Below are 23,413 nucleotides of genomic sequence, written 5' to 3'. Positions count from 1 at the left end.
GTTTTGAGCGCCTCATCCGATTTATTTGAGAATTCAAGAAAAAATATCATGAAAAAAAATCTAGTTCTTTCCGCCGTACTGCTTTCCATTACGATTGGATACAGTCAGAAAAATAAAAACGCTTACGAATTGGCTTCGCCGAACGGGCAGAATAAAATCAAATTCGAGCTGGTAAAAAATGCTCCAAAATATGCTGTTTCACACGGAAAAACCGAGGTGATTACGCCATCAGATATGGGGTTTTTATTAAAAGGAAATGAAAACTTAAGTTCTGACTTCGAAATCAAAAATGTAAAAAATACTTCATTTGATGAAACTTGGGAACAGGTTTGGGGAGAAAAGAAAAACATCAGAAATCATTACAATCAGCTTTCAGTTGAGTTACAGCAAAAAAGCGGAAACAAACGCAAATTAGAAATTCAATTTCGTGCTTTTGATGACGGAATCGCTTTTAGATATGTGTATCCAAAGCAAAATGTAAAAGACAGTATTTTCATTATGGATGAAAAAACGACTTTTAACTTAAAAGAAGATGGAAAAGCATGGTGGATTCCAGCCAACAGAGAAAACCGTGACGAATATCTTTTTAAAGATGCTCCGGTAAGTACGTTAGATACTGTTTTGACACCGCTTACAATCGAAAGTAAAAGCGGATTGGCTTTGAGTTTTCATGAAGCCAATTTGGTAGATTTTGCCAGTATGACTTTGGTTAACACAACCGGAACACAATTGAAATCAGATTTAGTGCCTTGGGCAGATGGTGTAAAAGTTCGTGTAAAAGATACGTTTACTTCTTCCTGGAGAACACTTCAAATTGGAGAAACTCCGGCAGATTTAATTACTTCTTATTTGATTTTAAATCTTAACGAACCAAACAAATTAAAAAATACAGCAAGTTATTTTCAACCATACAAATACTTCGGAATTTGGTGGGGAATGCACATCGGGAAATATACTTTTTGGGAAAGCGACAAACAAGGAGCAACAACCAAACATGCCGAAGAATATATTGATTTTACAGCCAAAGAAGGATTTCATCATTTATTGATTGAAGGCTGGAATAAAGGTTGGACACCAGCATGGTATGAAAACCACATGCATATGTTCAGTTTCACAAAAAGTGCCGACAATTTCGACTTAGAAAAAGTGGTGGAATACGGAAACAAAAAAGGTGTAGCTCTTATTGGTTACCATGAAACGGGTTCAAACTTAATCAACTATTTAAAAGAAGTAGACGAAGGTTTTGCCTTGTACAAGAAATTAGGAATGCATTCGGTTAAAATTGGTCACGTAGGTTCTAAATTGAACATGAAAGAAAATCATTTCGGACAATTTGGAGTAAATTATTTCAGATATATTTTAGAAAAAGCAGCACAATATGATTTAGCTGTTTTATACCACGAATCTATAAAAGATACCGGAGAAAGAAGAACTTTTCCGAACATGGTTTCGAGAGAAGCGGCACGTGGACAAGAGTATAACGCCTGGAGCGAAGGAAATCCACCTAATCACTTAACGATTATTCCGTTTACAAGATTGCTTTCAGGTCCAATGGACTTCACACCTGGAATTTTTGATGTAGAAGTAAAACAAGGCTTCCCTGGAAAAAGAGTACACGGAACTGCAGCGCAGCAATTGGCGTTATACGTAACGATTTATGCACCAATCCAGATGATGGCCGATTTGCCTGAAAACTATGAAGGAAAACCAGCTTTACAATTCTTAAAAGATGTTCCAACTGATTGGGAAGATACAAAAGTATTGGAAGGGAAAATTGGAGAATACATCACTACAGCGCGTAAAGACAGAAACAGTGCCGATTGGTATTTAGGAACTATTACAAACGAAAAAGCAAGAGACGTAAATGTTGCTTTGTCATTCTTAGATCCAAATGCAACTTACGAAGCTCAGATTTATGCTGATGCAGAAGGAACAGATGAAACACATAATCCGGCTGAAATCGCGATTTCTAAGAAAACAGTAAAAGCTTCAGATGTATTAAAATTGCATTTAGGCGGTGCTGGCGGAACAGCAATAAGATTCAAAAAACTATAATTAATTTGATATCCTAACAGGTTTTTAAAACCTGTTAGGTATTCTTTACGCGACGATTTCCAAAATTATAATTTATAAAAATTTCAAACCAGGATTTTCAAATCCGGGTTTAGTAACCACAATTTTTTTAAATGAAAAATCTCATTCTGCATATCGTTTTTCTTTTGTCAGTCAATTTAATATTGGCGCAGCAAAAGCAATATCCCTTTCAGGATTCTAAATTAGATACTGAAAAGCGTATTGATAATTTGTTGTCATTGATGACGCTCGATGAAAAGATTCAGGCCTTAAGCACGAATCCGTCGATAAAAAGATTAGGCGTTGCGGGAACAGGTCATGTAGAAGGATTGCACGGTTTGGCATTGGGCGGACCGGCAGAATGGGGCGGAAAAAACAAACAGCCTATTACAACCACCACTTTTCCACAGGCTTACGGTTTGGGAGAAACCTGGGATGTCGATCTACTTCAGAAAGTGGCCAATGTTGAGGGTTACGAAACGCGATATGCTTTTCAGAAATACCAGCGCGGCGGATTAGTCGTTCGTGCTCCAAATGCTGATATCGCAAGAGATCCACGCTGGGGACGTACCGAAGAAAGTTATGGGGAAGATGCTTTTTTTAACGGAAAAATGACCGTTGCCTTCGTAAAAGGGTTGCAGGGAAATAATCCAAAATATTGGCAGACGGCTTCCTTAATGAAACACTTTTTAGCCAACAGTAATGAAGACGGGAGAACGTATACTTCATCTGATTTTGATGAAAGATTATGGAGAGAATATTATGCTTTGCCTTTTCAAATGGGAGTTGTTGATGGAGGATCGCGTGCTTACATGGCGGCCTACAATAAAGTAAACGGAATTCCGGCAATGGTACATCCAATGCTGAAAAACATTACCCAAAAAGAATGGGGACAAAACGGAATAATTTGTACCGATGGAGGCGCATTCAAATTATTGCTTTCAGATCATAAATATTATGCTGATAAATATCTGGGTGCTGCTGCAGCTATAAAAGCCGGAATCAATCAGTTCCTGGATGATTATACAGAAGGTGTTTATGGTGCTCTTTCGCATGGTTATTTAAAGGAAAAAGATATCGATGCTGTTATTCGTGGGAATTACAGAGTGATGATTCAACTCGGAATGTTGGATGTTTCAGATGAAAATCCGTATGCAAAAATCGGAACAGGAAAAGATACTATTGATCCATGGAAAACCGAGGCGCATAAAAAAATCGCTTTAGAAGCAACTCAAAAATCAATTGTTTTGCTTAAAAATGATTCTAATTTTTTGCCTTTTCAAAAAGATAAATTAAAAACAATTGCCATAATCGGGAATCGCGCAGACGAAGTGCTTTTGGACTGGTACAGCGGAACACCTCCCTATACTATCACACCTTTGGAGGGAATAAAAAAGAAATTGGGCAGCAATGTTGAAATTCTATATGCTAAAAATAATGTAGACGGCAAAGCGGCTGAAATAGCTAAAAAAGCAGATGCAGTTATTGTTATAGTCGGAAATCATCCGGTTTGTAATGCGGGCTGGGCAAATTGTCCGGTTCCAAGTGAAGGTAAAGAAGCTGTCGATCGTCAGTCGCTGACTTTAGAGCAGGAAGATTTGATTAAAGTTGTCTATCAGGCCAATCCTAAAACTGTAGTAGCCCTGATTAGTAGTTTTCCTTACGCCATAAACTGGACACAGGAAAACGTTCCGGCCATTGTTCACATGGCGAATAACAGTCAGGAAACAGGAACTGCTTTGGCAGATGTTTTATTTGGAGACTATAATCCGGCTGGTCGTTTAACGCAAACCTGGGTAAAAAACATTACGGATCTGCCTGAATTATTGGATTACAATATTAGAAATGGAAGAACCTATATGTATTTTAAAGGAAAACCTTTATACGCCTTTGGTCATGGATTAAGTTATACCACTTTTAAATACAATTCAGTTGAAACCAATTTAGAAAGTATTACTAAAAATGGCGAAGTAAAAATCACGGTTTCAGTTACCAATACTGGAAATAAAGATGGAGACGAGGTAATTCAATTATATGTAAAACAATTGGATTCAAAAGTAGAACGTCCGGAAAAAGAATTGAAAGCATTTCAGAGAGTTTTCTTTAAAGCCGGAGAAACCAAAAATGTTTCATTGATATTAAAAGCCAAAGATCTGGAATATTGGAATACAGCTAAACAACAATTTGAGTTAGAAAATAATTCAATTGAAATTCAGATAGGAAATGCTTCAGATAACATTCTTCTTACTAAAAAAATAACTGTCAAATAAATTATGATGAAAAGCAATTTAATACTACTATCCACTTTATTTTGTCTAATCAATATTCAATTGTTTGGACAAAATAACGCTGAAAACAGAATCATAAAAGTTGATTATAACAAAACTTCAGGAGCATTAAATACGATGTTCAAAGAATGTATTGGTGCCGGAAGAGCCAATGAAGGTTTGCGTGCCGATTGGCAACAACAATTGGCAATGACCAAAAAAGAATGTGACTTTAAATACATCAGAATGCATGGTTTATTGTCTGATGATATGGCAGTTTACCGTGAAGATGCAAAAGGAAATCCGGAATACAATTACCAATATATCGATGTTTTGTATGATTTTCTTCTGAGCATTAAAATGAAACCTTTTGTTGAATTAGGTTTTATGCCAGAGGCTTTGGCCAGTGGAAAAGAAACTATTTTTTGGTGGAAAGGAAACGTAACCCCTCCAAAAGATTATAAAAAATGGGAAGATTTAATTCGCAACCTAACGCAGCATTTCAAAGAACGTTACGGAGACGAAGAAGTAAAAACATGGTATTTTGAAGTTTGGAACGAACCTAATTTAACGCCAGGTTTCTGGACGGGAACGCAGGCAGAATATTTCAAACTGTATGAATATGCAGCACGAGGTATAAAAGCAGTAAATCCAGCTTACAAAGTGGGCGGACCTGCAACAGCAGGAGCGGGCTGGGTTCCGGAAACAATTGATTTTTGTGTTAAAAATAATGTACCGTTAGATTTTATTTCGACACATACTTATGGAGTAAATCAAGGTTATTTAGATGAATTTGGAACTTCGGGAACGGTTTTAAGCAAAGATGATTCCAGTATAAGCGGTGATGTAATCAAATCTCGCAATCAAATTTCAAATTCGGCTAAGCCAAAATTAGAATTGCATTATACAGAATGGAGTTCTTCTTATACTCCGGCAGATCCTATTCACGACAGCTATCATTCGGCAGCTTATATTTTGCAGAAATTAAAACAAGTTGGTAACGCGGCAAACTCAATGTCATACTGGGTTTTCACTGATATTTTTGAAGAACCAGGGCCAAGATTCACCCCTTTTCACGGAGGTTTCGGATTATTAAATACACAGGGAATTAAAAAACCGGCTTACTTTTCTTATTCTCTTCTGAATAAACTGGGAGAAACAGAACTTCAAAATAAAGACACTTCTTCATGGGCGGCTAAAAATGCAAAAGGAGATGTTCAGGTTTTATTTTGGGATTTTACCAATACACATCCCGGTGATAAGGTTTGGAATCAAACGTATTATGTTCAGGATTTACCGTCTCAGTCAAAAGGAACAGTAAAAATTGAAGTAGACGGACTTCAAAAAGGAAAATACAATTTGGAGATTTATAAAGTGGGCTATAAATCAAATGATGCTTACGCCGATTATTTAGCAATGAATAAGCCAAATCAGCTTACTATTGATCAGGTAAAGAAAATAAAAGAACATAATAATGGAGCTCCAATTGCAATTGAAAAAGTAATAATTGATTCAAAAGGTACCTACCGTAAAGATTTTAAAATTAACGAAAATGATGTTGTTTTATTCAATTTCGTAAAGCAATAAACTATTAAAAACCACAAAGTATAAAATAAATTACCAAGTATGAAAAACAAAATAATATACCTGTCAGCAGCAGTAGCTTTTGGGTTGTTTGCTTCTTGTAAAAAAGACGTACAGTCATCAGATTCTAATGCAGTACAGACAGAAAAGCACCAGGGAAAAGAGATCGGTTCTGAACACGATGAAGAAATAGATAAATTGGTTTCTCAAATGACATTGGAGGAAAAAATCGGAATGTTACACGGAAACAGTATGTTCAGTACCGGTGCCGTTGAACGTTTAGGTATTCCGGAATTAAAAATGGCCGATGGACCATTAGGAGTTCGTGAAGAAATTTCGCGTGACAATTGGGCTCCAGCCGGTTTAACCAATGATTTTGCAACTTATTATCCGGCAGGAGGAGCATTGGCTGCAACCTGGGATGCTGAAATGGCTTATACCTTCGGGAACAGTCTTGGACAGGAAATGCGCGCACGTGATAAGGACATGTTGCTCTCACCGGCCATTAATATGGTGAGAACACCACTTGGCGGAAGAACGTATGAATACATGAGTGAAGATCCGTTTTTGAATAAAAAGATTGCAGTGCCTTTAGTTGTTGGTTTACAAGACAATGATGTAATGGCTTGCGTTAAACACTTTGCAGCGAATAATCAGGAAACGAATCGTGATTTTGTTGATGTACAAATTGACGAACGTACACTTCGTGAAATTTATTTACCAGCATTTGAAGCGGCTGTAAAAGAAGGACATGCCTATGGAATTATGGGAGCTTACAATAAATTCAGAGGTGAGTACTTATGTGAAAATGATTATATGCTGAATAAAATTCTGCGTGATGAGTGGGGCTTTAAAGGAATTGTAGTTTCAGATTGGGCTGCGGTACATTCAACAGCTAAATCTTTAAAAAGTGGTTTGGATATTGAAATGGGAACACCAAAACCTTTCAATGAATTTTTCCTTGCTGATAAGTTAGTTGCTGCAGCAAAAGCAGGAGAAGTGTCTGAAGCAGAAATTGATATTCACGTAAAAAGAATTTTACGCACCTTATTTCAGGTCAAAGCTATGGGCCCAGACAGTAAAAATCGTGTAAAAGGAAGTATTTCTACAGAAGCACATTATCAGGATGCCTACAAAATTGCAACAGAAGCAATTGTTTTATTGAAAAATGAAAACAATGCATTGCCTTTAAAATTAGACGGAGTAAAATCTATCGCTGTAATTGGAAACAATGCAACCAAGAAAAATGCTTTAGGCGGATTTGGTGCAGGTGTTAAAACAAAAAGAGAAATTACACCTCTTGAAGGTTTGAAAAACAGATTACCATCATCAGTTAAAATTAATTATGCTGAAGGATATTTAGAGCGTTATGATGAAAAAAATAAAGGAAAATTAGGAGATATTACTTTAAATGGTCCTGTAACAATTGACGCATTAGATCCTGCAAAAGTAAACGAAGCGGTTGAGGCTGCGAAAAAATCTGATGTTGCGATCATTTTTGCGGGTTCAAATCGTGATTACGAAACAGAAGCTTCTGATCGTCGAACTTTAAAATTGCCTTTCGGACAAGAAGAATTAATTAAAAAAGTACAAGCCGTAAATCCGAGAACAATTGTTGTCATGATTGCCGGAGCTCCTTTTGATATTAATGAGGTAAGTAAAAATACTTCGGCTTTGGTGTGGAGTTGGTTCAATGGTTCTGAAGGAGGAAACGCATTAGCAGATGTGATCTTAGGAAAAGTAAATCCGTCAGGAAAATTACCTTGGACAATGCCTGTAAACATTATGGATTCTCCAGCACACGCAACAAAAAGTTTCCCAGGCGGAAAAACCGTTAATTATGCTGAAGGAATTCTGATAGGATACCGTTGGTTTGATACTAAAAATATCGCACCGTTATATCCTTTTGGTTACGGATTATCATACACCACTTTTGCTTTTGAAAATGCTAAAGCAAATAAAACTTCTTATGCTGAAAATGAAACTATCTCCGTTTCTGTTGACGTAAAAAACACAGGAAAAGTAGATGGAAAAGAAGTTGTTCAATTATATGCTTCCAAATCAGATTCAAAAGTAAGCCGTGCTTCAAAAGAATTAAAAGGATTCAAAAAAGTATTAGTAAAAGCGGGTAACTCTGAAACAGTAACTATTACACTTCCTGTAAAAGAATTGGCTTACTATGATGTGGCATCAAAAAAATGGGTTGTAGAAGCTGGAAAATACACTTTGAAAGTGGGTAATTCTTCAAGAGATATCAAAAAAGAAATTGCGATAACGATCAAATAAATAGATTTCACATTAATTGTGTGTGTTTTAATAGCTAACGACAAGTGGTACTTGAAAAGTTATTTCCTCAAATGCATTTAATGATTTTTAGAATAATAATAGCAAACCACTTAACTAACTATAAAACCACATAAAATGAACAGACTAATAAAAGTTTACCTGTTAAACACGATTTTGTGTTTATCCTGGATAAGTATTTTAGCGTGTAGTGCTGATAAAGAAGCTACTCCTGATAATCCGGGTCCGATTGCAAAAATACTTACGGTTGATATCAATAAAATTGATTTTCAGAGTGCGGCAAGTACTTCAGAATTCATTGTTACAGCAAATGCCACAAATTGGTCGGTTGCAGCATCAGAGGCAAACTGGTTGACCTTTACTCCGGTTACCGGTGTATCGGGCAGAACAACAATTACAGTTACGGCTTCAGAAAACACTAGCTCTATGGCAAGAACCGCGGTAATTACAATCAGTTCAAGTGAAGTAGCATCAGTACAAGTAAACGTTTCCCAGGCAGCAAAAACAGGAATTTACCCAAGTTATAATACAGCACCAATTGCTGCAGACGCAACCGGAATGAGTAGTACTGCGGTTCAGTTGGCTGCCAAAATAAAATTAGGATGGAACATTGGGAATACCATGGAAGCGACTGGTGGAGAAACGGCATGGGGAAATCCAAAAATCACAAAAGCTTTGATTGATGCGGTGAAAGCAAAAGGTTTTAATGCGATTAGAATTCCGTGTTCATGGAATCAATATTTAGAAAATACGGCGACAGCAAAAATAAAAGCAGATTGGTTAAACCGAGTTAAAGAAGTTGTTCAGTATTGCGTAGACAATGATATGTATGTTTTGATAAATATTCATTGGGACGGCGGTTGGCTGGAAAACAATATTACCGAAGCCAAAAAGGAAGAAAATAATGCCAAACAAAAAGCTTTTTGGGAACAAATTGCGACAACTTTACGCGGATTTGATGAGCATGTATTATTCGCAAGCGCTAATGAACCAGCAGTTGAAGATGCAGCACAAATGGCAGTTTTGACATCGTACCATCAAACTTTTATTGATGCCGTTCGTTCAACCGGAGGAAAAAATGCGCACCGTACTTTAGTAATTCAGGGACCATCAACTGATATTGAAAAAACCAACAAACTGATGTTGAACTTGCCTACTGATAAAGTGGTAAATAAAATGATGGTTGAAGTTCATTATTATACGCCATGGAATTTTGCAGGAATGACAAAAGACGAATCCTGGGGTAAAATGTTCTATTATTGGGGAGCTGGTTTTCATTCCGCAACTGATACAGAACGAAACCCAACCTGGGGCGAAGAAGCTGATTTAGAGAAAAACTTCAAATTAATGAAAACTCAATTTGTTGATAAGGGAATTCCGGTTTTGTTAGGAGAATTTGGCGCTATTAGACGTACAACTCTTACGGGTGATGCCCTGACTTTGCATTTAGCTTCAAGAGCGTATTACCTAAAAACAGTAGTGAAACAAGCCAAAGCAAATGGTCTATTGCCTTTTTACTGGGATGAAGGAAGCATGGGTAACAATGGTTTTGGAATTTTTAATAGAGCTGATAATACTGTTTTTGATACTCAGGCACTGAATGCCCTGATTGAAGGATTGGAATAAAAAGTATATATTTGAGATATAGATTGAACCGCAAAGTTCGCAAAGCCAGCACAATAATCGCAAAGCTTTGCGAACTTTGCGTAATTCATTGCGGCCTTTGCGGTTAAATTTTTAAGTTAAATTTCAAGATAAAGAAAATGAAAAAATATACAGCCTTTATTTTAGTACTGGTAAGCATAATTACAAATGCCAATGTCAAAATGCCATTGCTGTTCGCGGACGGAATGGTTTTACAACGCAACAAAGAAATCCCAGTTTGGGGTTGGGCTGATGCCAATGAAAAAGTCGAAGTTCATTTCAACAAACAAACCAAAACCATAGTTGCCGATAAAAACGGAAAATGGATGGTTCGTTTGTCTGCTGAAAAAGCCGGAGGACCTTTTGAATTAAGCATCACAGGAAAAAACAAAATCATCATAAAAGATGTTTTAGTTGGTGAAGTATGGATTTGCAGCGGACAATCCAATATGGAATTTCAGGTATCAAAGACCGTGAACGCCGAAAAAGAAATAGCCGATTCCAATTACCCTATGATTCGTCATTTCGGAGTAGCACAGGATTTAAGTGGAAAACCAAAAGATGATTTAAAAGCCGGTAAATGGGAAGTTTCAAGCAAAGAAACAGTTGGTAATTTTACAGCTGTTGGTTATTATTTCGCCAAAAAATTATATGCCGAATTAAAAATTCCAATCGGAATCATCAATACTTCATGGGGAGGAACCAATGTTGAAACCTGGACAAGCCGCGAAGCTTTTCAAAAAAGTGAAGATTTCAAAACCATGATTGCCGATGTTCCAACATTAAATATCGATTCTATTTCAAAATTGTACGCCAGACAAATGAAAGAAAGAGTCGAAAAAATTCAGGGAACTCCAGTAAGTACAGAAAACGAAAATACTTTCAAAGACCCAACATTCAACGATTCAAATTGGGGCGAATTAAATACGCCAAGTTTATGGGAAAATCAGCCTTTGGGTGATTTAGACGGAATTGTCTGGATGCGAAAAACCATTACACTTTCAGCAGAAGATATTAAAAATAAAGCCGTTTTAAGCCTTTCAAAAATCGACGATGAAGATATTACATACGTAAACGGAATTGAAGTCGGCAAAAATAGCCAATGGGATTTCAAACGTGTGTACGAAGTTCCGGCAAATGTCCTGAAAGAAGGACAAAATGTTATTGCCGTAAGAATCGTTGATAACAGCGGCGGCGGCGGAATCTACGGAGACGCAGCCGATTTAAAACTGACTTTAGGCAGCAAAACAATTCCGCTTGACGGAAAATGGAAATTCAAAGTAATTGTCGTAAAAACATCATTATCACCAAACAGTTATCCATCATTACTCTACAATGCCATGGTAAATCCGCTCGTTCCGTATGCGATCGAAGGCGTTTTATGGTATCAGGGCGAAGCTAATGTTTGGAGAGCCAATCAATACAAAAAAGCATTTCCGTTAATGATCAGCGATTGGAGACCAAAATTCAATCAGGGCGATTTTCCTTTTTACTTCGTTCAATTATCCACTTTTGATGAATTCAAAGGAAACAGTAAAGTCGGAAGCCGTTGGGCAGAACTTCGCGAAGCACAATCGGAAACTTTAAAATTGAAAAACACAGGAATGGCCGTAACCACAGATATTGGAAACGCAAAAGACATTCACCCAACCAACAAACAAGATGTCGGATTGCGTTTGGCAGCAATTGCCTTAAACAATGTTTACGGTAAAAAACAAGTTTATAGTGGGCCAACTTATAAATCTCAGGAAATAAAAGGAAACCAAATCATCCTGACTTTCGATAATATAGGAAGTGGATTGTCAGCTTCTGATAATTCCCAAAACGTAAAAGGCTTCGAAATCGCAGGTGCAGACAAAGTTTTTCATTCCGCGAAAGCGATAATTAAAGACAATAAAATAATCGTTTCAAGCGAAAATGTTCCAAATCCGGTTGCCGTTCACTACGGTTGGGCAGATGACGATACCGAAATCAATCTTTTTAACAAAGAAAAGTTCCCGGCATCACCTTTCAGAACCGATAATTGGGAAATGATTACGGCAAACGAGAAGTATAAGGTTAGTAAATAGTTGGGCGTGCCACCAATATAAAAAGGGGCTGACTTTAGCACCGCTTAGTCGCCCCTTTTTATATTGCTGTCGGGCTTTCGCTGCTACTGCGGTAGCTTAGCTCTATCCCTCACGCGGGTGAGCGGTAAACAAGAAAATATCATTTTTATAATTGATTAAACGTATATTATAATCGAAAATAGTTCCATAGGAACGAAATATCGGTAGCAACGGATGTAAATCCGTTGGTAAAAAATGAACATCACCATAAATAGTTCCATAGGAACGAAATGTTGGTAGCAACGGATGTAAATCCGTTGATAAAAAGTGAACATCATCATAAATAGTTCCATAGGAACGAAATATTGGTAGCAACGGATGTTAATCCGTTGATTAAAAAAGTCGATATCAGAATAAAGCTCCGTAGGAGCGACATATTTTAAACGCAATAAAAATGAACGCAAACCTCACAAAAAAAACATTTTTCATTTTACTAGTCACATTTTTCTATACAAAGGGAAACGCACAATCCAACCATGTTTTATGGTACAATCAACCCGCTGAATTTTTTGAGGAAAGCCTTGTTTTAGGAAACGGAAAAATGGGTGCAACTGTTTTTGGAGGAGCCAATTCAGATAAAATCTATCTGAACGATGCCACTCTTTGGTCAGGCGAACCCGTAAATGCTAAAATGAATCCGGAAGCCTACAAAAATATTCCGGCAATCCGCGAAGCTTTAAAAAATGAAAATTACAAACTAGCCGACGAATTAAACAAAAAAGTTCAGGGTAAAAACTCCGAATCTTTTGCGCCTTTAGGAACTTTAGAAATCAATAATGCTGAAAAAGGGAAAGCGGTAAATTATCGTCGGGAACTGGATATTTCGAACGCAATATCAAAAATAAGTTACGAAATGGCCGGCATAAAATATACCCGTGAATATTTTGTCTCGGCTCCGGATCAAATTATGGTAATCAAATTGACAACTGATCAAAAAGGAGCTTTAAATTTTGACATTAATTTAAAGAGTTTATTAAAATCAAATGTTGAAGTTCGAAATAATATTCTGGTAATGAGAGGTGCTGCGCCAATTCATGAAAACCCGGGATATACTGTTTTACCAAAATATCAGGGTGTAAAAGAAAGAGGAACACGATTTACCACGTTAGTCCAAATCAAAAAAACGGACGGGAAAATTACAAGTTCGAGAGAATCTATAAGTTTAAAAGACGCAACAGAAGCTATTATCTATGTTTCTGTGGCAACAAGTTTTAATGGTTTTGATAAAAATCCTGCAACAGAAGGTTTAGACGATATCGCAATTGCATCGCAAAATTTGAACAAGGCATTTGCAAAACCATTCGATAAATTGAAAGAATCACATACTACAGATTATCAAAAGTTCTACAATCGTGTCAATCTGGATTTAGGAAAAACAACTGCTCCGGATTTGCCAACAGATGAAAGATTACTTCGATACTCAGAAGGAAAAGAAGATAAAAATTTAGAGATTTTGTATTTCAATTTTGGACGTTATTTATTGATCAGCAGTTCAAGAACAATGGGTGTTCCGGCAAATTTACAAGGAATTTGGAATCCGCATTTAAATCCGCCATGGAGTAGTAATTACACTATGAATATCAATGTAGAAGAGAATTATTGGCTGGCCGAAAACACCAATCTTTCAGAAATGCATTTACCTCTTTTATCCTTTATAAAAAACCTTGCAGTAACCGGAAAAGTAACAGCAAAGACCTTTTATGGCGTAAACGAAGGTTGGGCTTCGGCACACAATTCTGATATTTGGGCAATGACAAATCCGGTTGGCCAATTTGGAAAAGAAGATCCAAGCTGGGCTTGCTGGCCGTTATCTGGTGCCTGGCTGAGTACACATATTTGGGAACATTATGTTTTTACCCAAGACAAAAATTACCTGAAAAATGAAGGTTATCCAATCATGAAAGGCGCATCTGAATTCTTTCTGGGCTGGATGATTACAGATAAAAACGGAAAACTGATTACATCTCCATCAACTTCTCCTGAAAACAAATTTATTGCACCAGACGGCTATATTGGAGCGACAATGTACGGCGGAACCGCAGATTTGACCATGATCAGAGAATGTTTTGATAAAACCATTAAAGCTTCAAAAGTTTTAAATATTGATACTGCTTTCAGAACAAAACTCGAAACAGCGCTTTCTAAATTTTATCCGTATCAAGTTGGTAAAAAAGGAAATTTACAAGAATGGTATTTCGACTGGAATGATGAAGATCCTAAACATCGTCATCAATCGCAATTGTTCGGACTTTTTCCTGGTGATCAAATCACACCTGAGAAAACACCAGATTTAGCTGCAGCATCCAGAAAAACACTCGAAATAAAAGGCGATGAAACCACCGGCTGGTCAAAAGGCTGGAGAATTAATCTTTGGGCAAGACTTTGGGACGGAAATCGTGCTTATAAAATGTACAGAGAATTGCTTCGTTATGTCGATCCGGACGGAAAGAAAACCGAAAAACCAAGAAGAGGAGGAGGAACGTATCCGAATTTATTTGATGCACATCCGCCATTTCAAATTGACGGAAATTTTGGTGGAGCCGCGGCCGTTGCAGAAATGTTGGTACAATCTGATGAAAACGAAATTCGATTATTGCCCGCCTTACCAGATGCCTGGGAAACGGGTTCTGTAAAAGGAATTTGTGCAAGAGGAGGATTTGAAATTGAAATGTCGTGGGAAAATAAATTACTTAAAAAAGTTACGATAATTTCTAAAAATGGAGGAAAAACAACTTTAATAAGCGGTGATAAAAAGCAAGATATCACATTGAAAAAGGGAGAAAAACTAGAAGTGAACTGGTAAAATAATTCTAAACGCAATCTTTGTCAAACCTAACAGGTTTTTAAAACCTGTTAGGTTTTGTTGTTACTGAGCTCCAGCGGAGCGATATGTTTATAGCAATTAGAATATTAACGGAAATAAAGCTCCAGCGGAGCGACATATATATTATCAACATTTAAAAATATCACCCCGCTGGGGTTGTTGTCCTACTGCATTTACATATTTCTATAAATATGTTACCCCGCTGGGGTTTCTGCCAACAGTGAACTGGTAAAATAATTCTGGATGTAATCTTTATCAAACCTAATAGGTTTTTAAAACCTGTTAGGTTTTGTTGTTACTGAGCTCCAGCGGAGCGATATGTTTATAGCAATTAGCGTGATATCGTAAATAAAGCTCCAGCGGAGCGACATATATATTATCAACATTTAAAAATATCACTCCGCCGGGGTTGTTGTCCTACTGCATTTACATATTTCTATAAATAGATCACCCCACAGGGGTTTCTGCCAACTGTATTCGTAAATTTCTATAAATATGTTGTCCCTCTGGGACTTAATTATTCTTTTTCAGAAGTTTGGGTGGATTTTTTCTCAGAATCTTTAGCATGTTCTTCTTTAAAAGATTCATACCATTTCTCAATAGAAGGATACACAAAAGCGGCCACTTTTTTTACCGGATTGTAAAAAATAGATTTATCTAAAGTTTCTTTTTTAGCAAAAGTATTGTCGAAGTTTATTTTCTCAAAAAGAGCAATAAAAACACTCATAATCAAGATGGTTTTCAAAACTCTAAAAAAAGCTCCTCCTAGTTTATTTGGTAATCCCAGAAAAGCGAAATCGGCAATTCCGGTAAGGATTTTGGCTAAAAAATAAACGCCAATTACCACTAAAATAAAAGTCAAAATAAAAGCCGTAACCTGAATGGTGTTTGGATTCCAGGAAACATATTTCATGATTATTTCTTTCATCAATGAAGAAAATTTAATCGCGATGTAAATTCCCAGCAATAATGAAATGAAAGAAGCAACTTCTACAAAAAGCCCATTTTTAAAGCCTTTGTACAAACTAAAAGCCAAAAGTGCCCCAAAAATCATATCGAAAAAACTCATATATCTATCGTTTTATTGAGGCGCAAATATAAAAGAATTATCTGTTTTTTGAGGCTCAGAGGTTCATAGATGCAAAGGGACAAAGGTTTTTATTTTCTGATGTTTTATTTTTTAAGGTCATTGGATTTGAAGTCCGTATCTTTGCAAACTAAATTTTATGGTTTTTGAATTCACAATTCACAATTCATAATTCACAATTATAAAAAATGTCCAGAGATACACAATTAAAAGAGCGTTGGGAAAAGCTCGTCGATATACTATCCAATCAGTTTTCACAAGGTGAAGACTTAGATTTAGATGCCATTATTTACTTAATCGGAGTTCAGGAACTCGGAAAAGTGCATCGTGAATTTAAAAAAGATGAAAAATTAAACTTAATGCACATCGCCATTTGCCGATTATTAGAACCTTACGGGTTTTATGAATTCGATTTTTTCGATGCTGAAGGATGGCCGCATTACAAAGTAAAAGAAGAGTTACCACCACTAAAAGCAGGTGAACAATCGGTTTTGATGAAAGAAGCGATTGTAAATTATTTTTTGGAAAGAGAACTTATTGATTAAAAATTTTAGATTATAGAATACAGATTTTAGATTTTATAGAAAAATGTAACAGAAGTGTAGAAATACTTATAACTTCTAACCTTTAACATCTCACTTTTTTACTTAAATTTGTATTCTCAATTATTGAAGGAAAATGATAGACAAGATAAAACAGCATATAGAGGAAGCCAAAGCCTTTAATGATAAAAATAAAGAATCTTTAGAGCAGTTCCGAATTAAATATTTAGGTAGTAAAGGGTTATTAAAAGAACTTTTTACAGAGTTTAAAAATATTCCGAATGACCAGAAAAAAGATTTTGGACAGGTAATAAATACTTTAAAAACTGTTGCTGAAGAAAAAGTAAGAGTTATTCAGGAAGAGCTGGAAAGCAAACAGGAGACGAAAGGTATATTTGGTGATTTAACCAGATCTGCTGAACCTGTAATCATTGGTTCGCGTCATCCTATTTCTATTGTAAAAAATCAAATTATAGATATTTTTGCCAATATTGGCTTTAATGTTTCTGAAGGTCCGGAAATCGAAGACGACTGGCATAATTTTACTGCGTTGAACTTGCCGGAATACCATCCTGCGCGTGATATGCAGGATACATTTTTCATTCAGACAAATCCTGACGTATTGTTACGTACGCATACATCATCTGTTCAGGTGCGTTATATGGAAAATCACAAACCGCCTATTCGTACTATTTCTCCGGGACGTGTGTTTCGTAACGAAGCTATTTCGTCGCGTTCACACTGTATTTTTCATCAGGTTGAAGGTTTGTATATTGATAAAGATGTTTCTTTTGCTGATCTGAAACAAACATTGCTTTATTTTACTAAAGAAATGTTCGGAAAATCTAAGATTCGTTTACGTCCATCATACTTTCCATTTACAGAGCCAAGTGCCGAAATTGATATTTATTGGGGTCTAAAAACAGAAACCGATTACCGTATTACAAAAGGAACGGGCTGGTTAGAAATTGGTGGTTGCGGAATGGTAGATCCAAATGTTCTTAAAAACTGTGACATCAATCCTGATGAATTTAATGGTTTTGCTTTCGGAATGGGAGTAGAGCGTATAGCGATGTTGCTTTATCAAATTGGAGATATTCGTATGTTTTACGAAAATGACGTTCGTTTCTTAGAGCAATTTAAAGCAAATATATAATTTAGTCGTAAGGTCATAAAGTCGAAAGTCTAAAGTCTCAACATAATGGCTTTAGACTTTCGGCTTTATGACTTTTGATTTTTAAAATTTTGACTAATATGAAAAAAGATATAACAATCCCAGAAGTAGAAAACGTATTCCTTGCCGCTGTTCAGGAATGGAGTGACGATTTTATGGAAAAAGTGTGGTACGCTTATCTGGTCAATGATAGTGATTTTAATTTAGACAGCGTTATGGTTGTTTCAAAAGCATTTGGAACAATAGATGGCGAAATGAAAAAAACCTCTGTTTTACGTCACGCCTTTGTTGAGGTTCCAGCTGTTTCTGTCGTTAAAATCGAAATGATAGAAAAAAGCCTTTTGGTTTTAAATAACGAATTCATGGTGACTTTCTTCATCGGAAACACTTTGTACGACAAGAAATTCATCTTCAAATCAAACCTTATCAACGAAAATGATACTGAAGAGGTACCGATTTTGTTTGTTGAGGGGGTTATGGTGAAATAAGAAGCTAGAGGTAAGAAGCAAGAGGCAAGAGATAGACTTTAGAATAAAAAAAAGAGTCAGGACGAAATTGAATTAGTCTTGACTCTTTTTTTTTATGTTCGTGCAGTAGAAAATCTATTCTCTTGTCTCTTGCTTCTTTCTTCTAAGAAAAAAACTAATCCAAAGACTCCGTCAATTTCTTAAACACAGTCTTAGCATCCTTTCCTTCGTATAAAACAGCATAAACAGCATCAATAATAGGTGTTTTGGCACCGTAACCCTGATTTAGTTTATAAGCACTTTTGGTGGCGTAATAACCTTCTGCAACCATGCTCATTTCCATCATGGCACTTTTTACGGTGTAACCTTTACCGATCATGTTTCCGAACATTCTGTTTCTTGAAAAGACCGAGTATCCTGTAACCAATAAATCGCCCAAATAAGCCGAATCATTGATGTTACGTTTCATTTTGTGAACCTTTCTGATGAATTTTTTCATCTCACGGATTCCGTTGCTCATCATAACCGATTGGAAATTATCTCCATAACCTAAACCATGCGCGATTCCGGCAGCGATTGCATAAATGTTTTTAAGCATTGCTGCGTACTCCGTTCCAATAATATCATCAGAAATTTTTGCTTTAATATAATTTCCTGAAAGCGATTTTGCAACGATAGAAGCCTTGTCCGGATCACCGCAGGCGATGGTCAAATAAGAAAGTCTTTCTAAAGCTACTTCTTCAGCATGACAAGGACCTGTAATAACGCCAATATTGTAATATGGAATATCGTATTGAATATGGAAATGTTCTCCAACAATTAAACTTGTTTCAGGAACAATTCCTTTGATCGCTGAGAAAATAATTTTATCAGCTAAAGAAACGGTCATGTTTTTCAATTCCGCATCTAAAAAAGCAGAAGGAATTGCAAAAATTACATAATCTGCATATTCAATTGCTTCGTTGATATTGTTGGTCAATTTAAGTTTTTTGGTATCAAATTCTACCGAACTTAAATAGTTAGGATTGTGTTTGTATTTTTGAATGTGCTCTATTGCAGCGTCATTACGCATATACCATGCAATTTCGGAAAGATTGACGCAAAGCATTTTTGCAATTGCTGTTGCCCAACTACCTCCTCCAATTACTGCAAATTTTAAATTTTCGCTCATTATTTTAATAATTTGAAGCAAAAGTACTTAATAAAGTAGTAATAACACAAAATCTCATTTAAGAAATTTATAATTGACCTTTAATTGCTGGGGTTTTCAACTTATTAAAAAAAATATTAAAAATATTTTCATCACTAATACAATAAAGTTGATATCATTACGTTTTAAGTAGTTATAAATTAGAATTTAATGAGTTTAGCAAAAAATGAGTTAGTTAGTTTTGTTTTAGTATTTTAAAAAGGCGTTCCTAAATATTTTAAGAACGCCTTTTTTGCTAAACTCAAATTCCAATTTTCTGAAATTTAAATTCCAAAAAATAAATTCCAAATTCCAATGATACAGCAAAGAGTATTGGAATTTGGAATTTAAAATGTTGGAATTTATTTCTTTAGTAGCTTAATTCAACAATAGATTTTACTTTATCTAGAGTTACCAATTGATTCTCGCCTAGACCTTTCCAGTTTCTTTCATCAAAACGTTTTACAATAAAATCAGCTGTTTCCTGATAATCGTTAGTGTATTGCGAAAGTTTAGTGTCCATGCCCATTGTATGGAAAAATTCAACCGTTTTATTGATCGCTTCTTTAGCTACTTCATGATCAGAACCTGTTAAGTTGAAAATTCTTCTTCCGTATTGCGCTAATTTTCCTTTTTTAGTGTCAAACATCACTTCGTATAAACTTGGGCCAATAATCGCCAAAGTCCTTGCGTGATCGATTCCGTATAAAGCAGTTAATTCGTGTCCAATCATATGGGTTGCCCAATCTTGTGGTACGCCTTTCTGAATTAATCCGTTTAATGCCATCGTACAACTCCACATAAAGTTTGAAGCCAAAGCATAATCAGCTGGGTTCTCAACAACCTTAGGACCAACTTCAATTAAAGTTTGCAAAATTCCTTCTGCAATTCTGTCTTGTAAAAAACCTTCATGCGGATAGGTTAAATATTGCTCCATTACGTGTGTGTACGCATCGACAACTCCATTTTGTAATTGTCTCTTTGGTAACGAAGTAATAACTGTTGGATCACAAATAGAGAATTTAGGAAACAAGGCACTACCGCCAAAAGCTAGTTTTTCCTGAGTTGAGGCAATAGTTACCACAGATCCGGAATTCATTTCGCTTCCTGTTGCCGGTAAAGTCAATACGGTTCCAAATGGTACTGCATTTTCTTTGATCAAGATTCGTTTTTGTAAAATGTCAATCGGATTTCCGTCAAAATTTACGGCTGCCGAAATAAATTTTACACCGTCAATTACAGATCCGCCTCCAACTGCGAGAATAAAATCTATTTTTTTGGCTTTTATCACTTCTACGGCTTTCATTAAAGTTTCGAAATGCGGATTTGGTTCTATTCCGCCAAATTCCACAATATCAAAACCTTTTAGATTGTTGATTACCTGTTCGTGAATGCCATTTTTAAAAATACTTCCACCGCCATAAGCCAGTAATATTTTAGCCCCTTGTGGAACTAAAGTGGAAAGTTTCTCAATTTGTCCTTTTCCGAAGATTAAATTCGTCGGATTATATAATTCGAAGTTTAGCATGTTTTTATTTTTAAGGTTCTGAGGTGCTAAGGTTCTGAGGTTCTAAGTTTTTTTGCCTTAGCAACTTAGTATCTTAGAACCTTTTTATATTTTAAATTTTTATTAGTTATGAATAAGAGGTTAGTTTTTAAGTTACTAACGGGAAAACCTTAGCATCTTAGTAACTTAGAACCTTAGTCCCTTATTTACCCAATTTTTGCAATAATTTTCCAGCCACTAATTTTGATGATGCCGGATTTTGTCCTGTAATTAAAAGGCCGTCTTCAACAGCATAAGGTTGCCAGTTTGGTCCTTTAGAGAATTTACCTCCATTTGATGAAAGCGCATCTTCCAATAAGAATGGAACGACCTTAGTTAAACCAACAGCCTCCTCTTCTTCATTAGTGAAACCGGTAACTTTTTTACCTTTTACTAAATATTCCCCATTTACTTTTACGTTTTTCAAAACGGCTGGTGCGTGACAAACAAATGCAACCGGTTTGTTATGAGTATAAAATGATTCGATTAAATCAATCGAGTTTTGATCTTCGACTAAATCCCAAAGCGGCCCGTGACCTCCAGGATAAAAAACGGCATCATAATCCTTTTGATTAATAGTAGAAAGTTTGTGCGTGTTTTTTAATTTTTCCTGTAATGTTTTATCTGCGTCAAAACGTTTGGTGTCTTCTGTTGCAGATGCCGGATCAGCACTTTTTGGGTCGATTGGTGGCTGGCCTCCTAGTGGAGAAGCTATCGTAATTTCGACGCCCTGATCTAATAGTTCATAATAAGGTGCAGCAAATTCTTCTGACCAAAATCCGGTTTTTTCTCCAGTGTTACCCAGTTTATCGTTACTGGTAACAACAAATAATACTTTTTTCATACCTTTTTTATTTGATTTTTGAGCCGTTGCAGTTATGCTGCTGGCAGTGAATGCTATAATTGCGAGTAATGCTATTTTCTTCATAGTTTTAAATTTTCATCAAATTTACGGCTTAAGTGATATTAGTAAAAATAAAATAAACTATGTTTGTAATAAATATATTTATATCATGGTAAATCTGGAATGGTACAGAACCTTTAAGTCGGTTTATAAAAACGGTAATTTTTCAGTCGCTGCAAAAGAGTTGTTTATTAGTCAACCAGCAGTAAGTCAGCAGATATCAATGCTAGAAGCGCATGTAGGTTATAAATTATTCAATCGGAAGTCAAAAGGGGTTGAAGCAACCGAATACGCTAAGTTACTCAATAATTTAATTATTGATGCACTCGACAGATTAGAAAATGTTGAAAGCGGTTTTAGGGCTAAAGCCGAAGATTCTAAGCGATTAATTTCAGTTGGAGTTTCAAAAGATTTGTTTAATAGTTTTGGAAGTACTTTAATTTCAAAATTTGATCTTATAGATTTTACTTTCGCTGAAGACGATGTTCTTTTTTCTCTGGTTGATGCTAAAAAAATTGATTTTGCGGTAGTAACTAAAAAGTTTGACACGTTTGATACGATCTATGAAATCATCGGAAAGATTAAACTGGTCGTAGTTGGATCAACAAATTTAGATACAACCGATTTTCGCCAAAAATTAAAATCAGATAATGCTACAGAAATAGAGCAGTGGCTCAATGATCAAAAATGGTACAGTCACGACGCCCGAATTCCACATGTAAAATTGTTTTGGCTTCATGCCTTCAATAAAAAACGACCGGCAATAGTGCCTAATTATATTATTCCATCAGAATCTGAGATGTTGGAAATGTTATCCAGAAATACCGGAATTGCCATCACCTGGAATTGTAATTCGAGAAAATATATCAAAGAAAACAAATTGCAGCTGTTGTGGAATAGTTTTCACGTTCCAGAGGAGTATGTGTATTTGTTGAGTGCTAAGAACAATAACTTAAACTCGTTTTTTGATACTATTTCTAAAGAATTAAAGTTGTTTTTTGGGAATAGGATGTAGTTATATTTTTAGTCACGAATTGCACTAATTTTCGCGAATTACTTTAAAATCTACAATCAAAAAATTAGTGGAAATTCGTGGAATTTGTGGCAAACATTTTTTTATTTCTTATAAAAATTATTGTGATCAATATATTCCCAAACTTTTGGAGGTAATAGTGGCTGAATATTTTTCCCTTTCTTGATATTATTTCGAATAAAAGTCGAAGAAATCTCCACAACAGGTGCATCAATAATATGAACCTTCGGATGCGATTTTAATTCAATATTTTCCGGTTCTTCAGAAATACGAGGATAAACATAGATTTCGTAATGATCTAAAATCACTTCGTAGTTTTTCCACTTGTGAAGCGTTTTCAAATTGTCTTCCCCCATAATCAGGGAGAATTCATTATTTGGATATTTCTCCTGCAAATGAACGAGAGTGTTCACTGTGTAATTCGGCTGAGGTAATTTAAACTCGATATCAGACGGTTTTATTTTCGGATAATCTTCTGTTGCCAGAAAAACCATTTCAAGCCTTTGATGATCGTCTAATAAAGTCGCTTTCTTTTTTAACGGATTATGAGGCGTAACCACCATCCAAACCTGATCTAAATCGGCAAACTCAGCCATGTGATTGGCAATAATCAAATGACCAACATGAATGGGATTATACGTTCCGAAATAAAGGCCTATTTTCATTT

Annotated in this window: 17 protein-coding genes; 11 read left to right on the top strand and 6 right to left on the bottom strand. The window is 35.8% G+C overall.

What is annotated here, in order from left to right; translation table 11 throughout:
* Positions 1-48 precede the first annotated feature (48 nt).
* The 6 genes from BUA98_RS01160 to BUA98_RS01135 all read left to right on the top strand — a co-directional run bounded on the left by BUA98_RS01160 (position 49) and on the right by BUA98_RS01135 (position 11,941).
* Positions 49-2,055: a glycoside hydrolase family 97 protein gene (locus tag BUA98_RS01160; protein WP_072969836.1), complete on the top strand. Its 2,007-nt coding sequence runs from the start codon at positions 49-51 to the stop codon at positions 2,053-2,055.
* 131 nt (positions 2,056-2,186) lie between these two features.
* On the top strand, positions 2,187-4,343 hold the full coding sequence (locus BUA98_RS01155; protein WP_072969835.1) for a glycoside hydrolase family 3 C-terminal domain-containing protein: 2,157 nt from the start codon (positions 2,187-2,189) through the stop codon (positions 4,341-4,343).
* 6 nt (positions 4,344-4,349) lie between these two features.
* Positions 4,350-5,927, top strand: a complete 1,578-nt coding sequence (locus tag BUA98_RS01150; RefSeq protein WP_072969834.1) for a GH39 family glycosyl hydrolase — start codon at positions 4,350-4,352, stop codon at positions 5,925-5,927.
* A 39-nt stretch (positions 5,928-5,966) separates the two neighbouring features.
* Complete coding sequence (locus BUA98_RS01145) at positions 5,967-8,210, top strand: glycoside hydrolase family 3 C-terminal domain-containing protein (RefSeq protein WP_072969833.1); 2,244 nt, start codon at positions 5,967-5,969, stop codon at positions 8,208-8,210.
* A 135-nt stretch (positions 8,211-8,345) separates the two neighbouring features.
* Positions 8,346-9,854, top strand: coding sequence for a cellulase family glycosylhydrolase (locus BUA98_RS01140; protein ID WP_072969832.1), 1,509 nt, complete (start codon positions 8,346-8,348; stop codon positions 9,852-9,854).
* 137 nt (positions 9,855-9,991) lie between these two features.
* Entirely contained in the window at positions 9,992-11,941 is a 1,950-nt protein-coding gene (locus BUA98_RS01135; RefSeq protein WP_072969831.1) for a sialate O-acetylesterase, read from the top strand.
* A 102-nt stretch (positions 11,942-12,043) separates the two neighbouring features.
* Here the strand turns inward: BUA98_RS01135 and BUA98_RS01130 are convergent, their stop codons facing one another.
* Complete coding sequence (locus tag BUA98_RS01130; RefSeq protein WP_072969830.1) at positions 12,044-12,295, bottom strand: hypothetical protein; 252 nt, start codon at positions 12,293-12,295, stop codon at positions 12,044-12,046.
* A 79-nt stretch (positions 12,296-12,374) separates the two neighbouring features.
* Here BUA98_RS01130 and BUA98_RS01125 point away from each other — a divergent pair, with 79 nt between their 5' ends.
* On the top strand, positions 12,375-14,783 hold the full coding sequence (locus BUA98_RS01125; protein ID WP_072969829.1) for a glycoside hydrolase family 95 protein: 2,409 nt from the start codon (positions 12,375-12,377) through the stop codon (positions 14,781-14,783).
* Between the two features lie 538 nt (positions 14,784-15,321).
* Here BUA98_RS01125 and BUA98_RS01120 read toward each other — a convergent pair.
* On the bottom strand, positions 15,322-15,873 hold the full coding sequence (locus BUA98_RS01120) for a CvpA family protein (RefSeq protein ID WP_072969828.1): 552 nt from the start codon (positions 15,871-15,873) through the stop codon (positions 15,322-15,324).
* Positions 15,874-16,079: 206 nt separating this feature from the next.
* On the opposite strand from BUA98_RS01120, the gene BUA98_RS01115 reads away from it, so the two are divergent.
* The 3 genes from BUA98_RS01115 (at position 16,080) to BUA98_RS01105 (ending at position 18,095) form a co-directional block, all read left to right on the top strand.
* Positions 16,080-16,436 (top strand): hypothetical protein, encoded by a 357-nt coding sequence (locus tag BUA98_RS01115; RefSeq protein WP_035681402.1) that lies wholly within the window; start codon positions 16,080-16,082, stop codon positions 16,434-16,436.
* Positions 16,437-16,569: 133 nt separating this feature from the next.
* On the top strand, positions 16,570-17,589 hold the full coding sequence (gene pheS / locus BUA98_RS01110; RefSeq protein WP_072969827.1) for a phenylalanine--tRNA ligase subunit alpha: 1,020 nt from the start codon (positions 16,570-16,572) through the stop codon (positions 17,587-17,589).
* A gap of 98 nt (positions 17,590-17,687) precedes the next feature.
* Complete coding sequence (locus BUA98_RS01105) at positions 17,688-18,095, top strand: hypothetical protein (RefSeq protein WP_072969826.1); 408 nt, start codon at positions 17,688-17,690, stop codon at positions 18,093-18,095.
* A 154-nt stretch (positions 18,096-18,249) separates the two neighbouring features.
* Here BUA98_RS01105 and BUA98_RS01100 read toward each other — a convergent pair whose 3' ends face one another.
* The 3 genes from BUA98_RS01100 to BUA98_RS01090 all read right to left on the bottom strand — a co-directional run bounded on the left by BUA98_RS01100 (position 18,250) and on the right by BUA98_RS01090 (position 21,737).
* A complete protein-coding gene (locus tag BUA98_RS01100) occupies positions 18,250-19,245 on the bottom strand; it encodes an NAD(P)H-dependent glycerol-3-phosphate dehydrogenase (protein ID WP_072969825.1) in 996 nt (331 codons plus the stop codon).
* Positions 19,246-19,633: 388 nt separating this feature from the next.
* Positions 19,634-20,791 carry an iron-containing alcohol dehydrogenase gene (locus tag BUA98_RS01095; protein ID WP_072969824.1) on the bottom strand — a complete coding sequence of 386 codons (1,158 nt, stop codon included), beginning with the start codon at positions 20,789-20,791 and terminating at the stop codon, positions 19,634-19,636.
* A 181-nt stretch (positions 20,792-20,972) separates the two neighbouring features.
* Positions 20,973-21,737, bottom strand: a complete 765-nt coding sequence (locus BUA98_RS01090; RefSeq protein WP_208857968.1) for a type 1 glutamine amidotransferase domain-containing protein — start codon at positions 21,735-21,737, stop codon at positions 20,973-20,975.
* Positions 21,738-21,822: 85 nt separating this feature from the next.
* On the opposite strand from BUA98_RS01090, the gene BUA98_RS01085 reads away from it, so the two are divergent.
* Entirely contained in the window at positions 21,823-22,728 is a 906-nt protein-coding gene (locus BUA98_RS01085; RefSeq protein ID WP_072969823.1) for a LysR family transcriptional regulator, read from the top strand.
* A gap of 101 nt (positions 22,729-22,829) precedes the next feature.
* Here BUA98_RS01085 and nadD read toward each other — a convergent pair whose 3' ends face one another.
* Positions 22,830-23,411: a nicotinate (nicotinamide) nucleotide adenylyltransferase gene (gene nadD, locus BUA98_RS01080; RefSeq protein ID WP_072969822.1), complete on the bottom strand. Its 582-nt coding sequence runs from the start codon at positions 23,409-23,411 to the stop codon at positions 22,830-22,832.
* Between the last annotated feature and the right edge of the window lie 2 nt (positions 23,412-23,413).

The sequence above is a fragment of the Flavobacterium saccharophilum genome, from assembly GCF_900142735.1.
GTDB classification, from domain to species: domain Bacteria; phylum Bacteroidota; class Bacteroidia; order Flavobacteriales; family Flavobacteriaceae; genus Flavobacterium; species Flavobacterium saccharophilum.
This window is presented reverse-complemented; position numbering and strand designations above follow the sequence as displayed.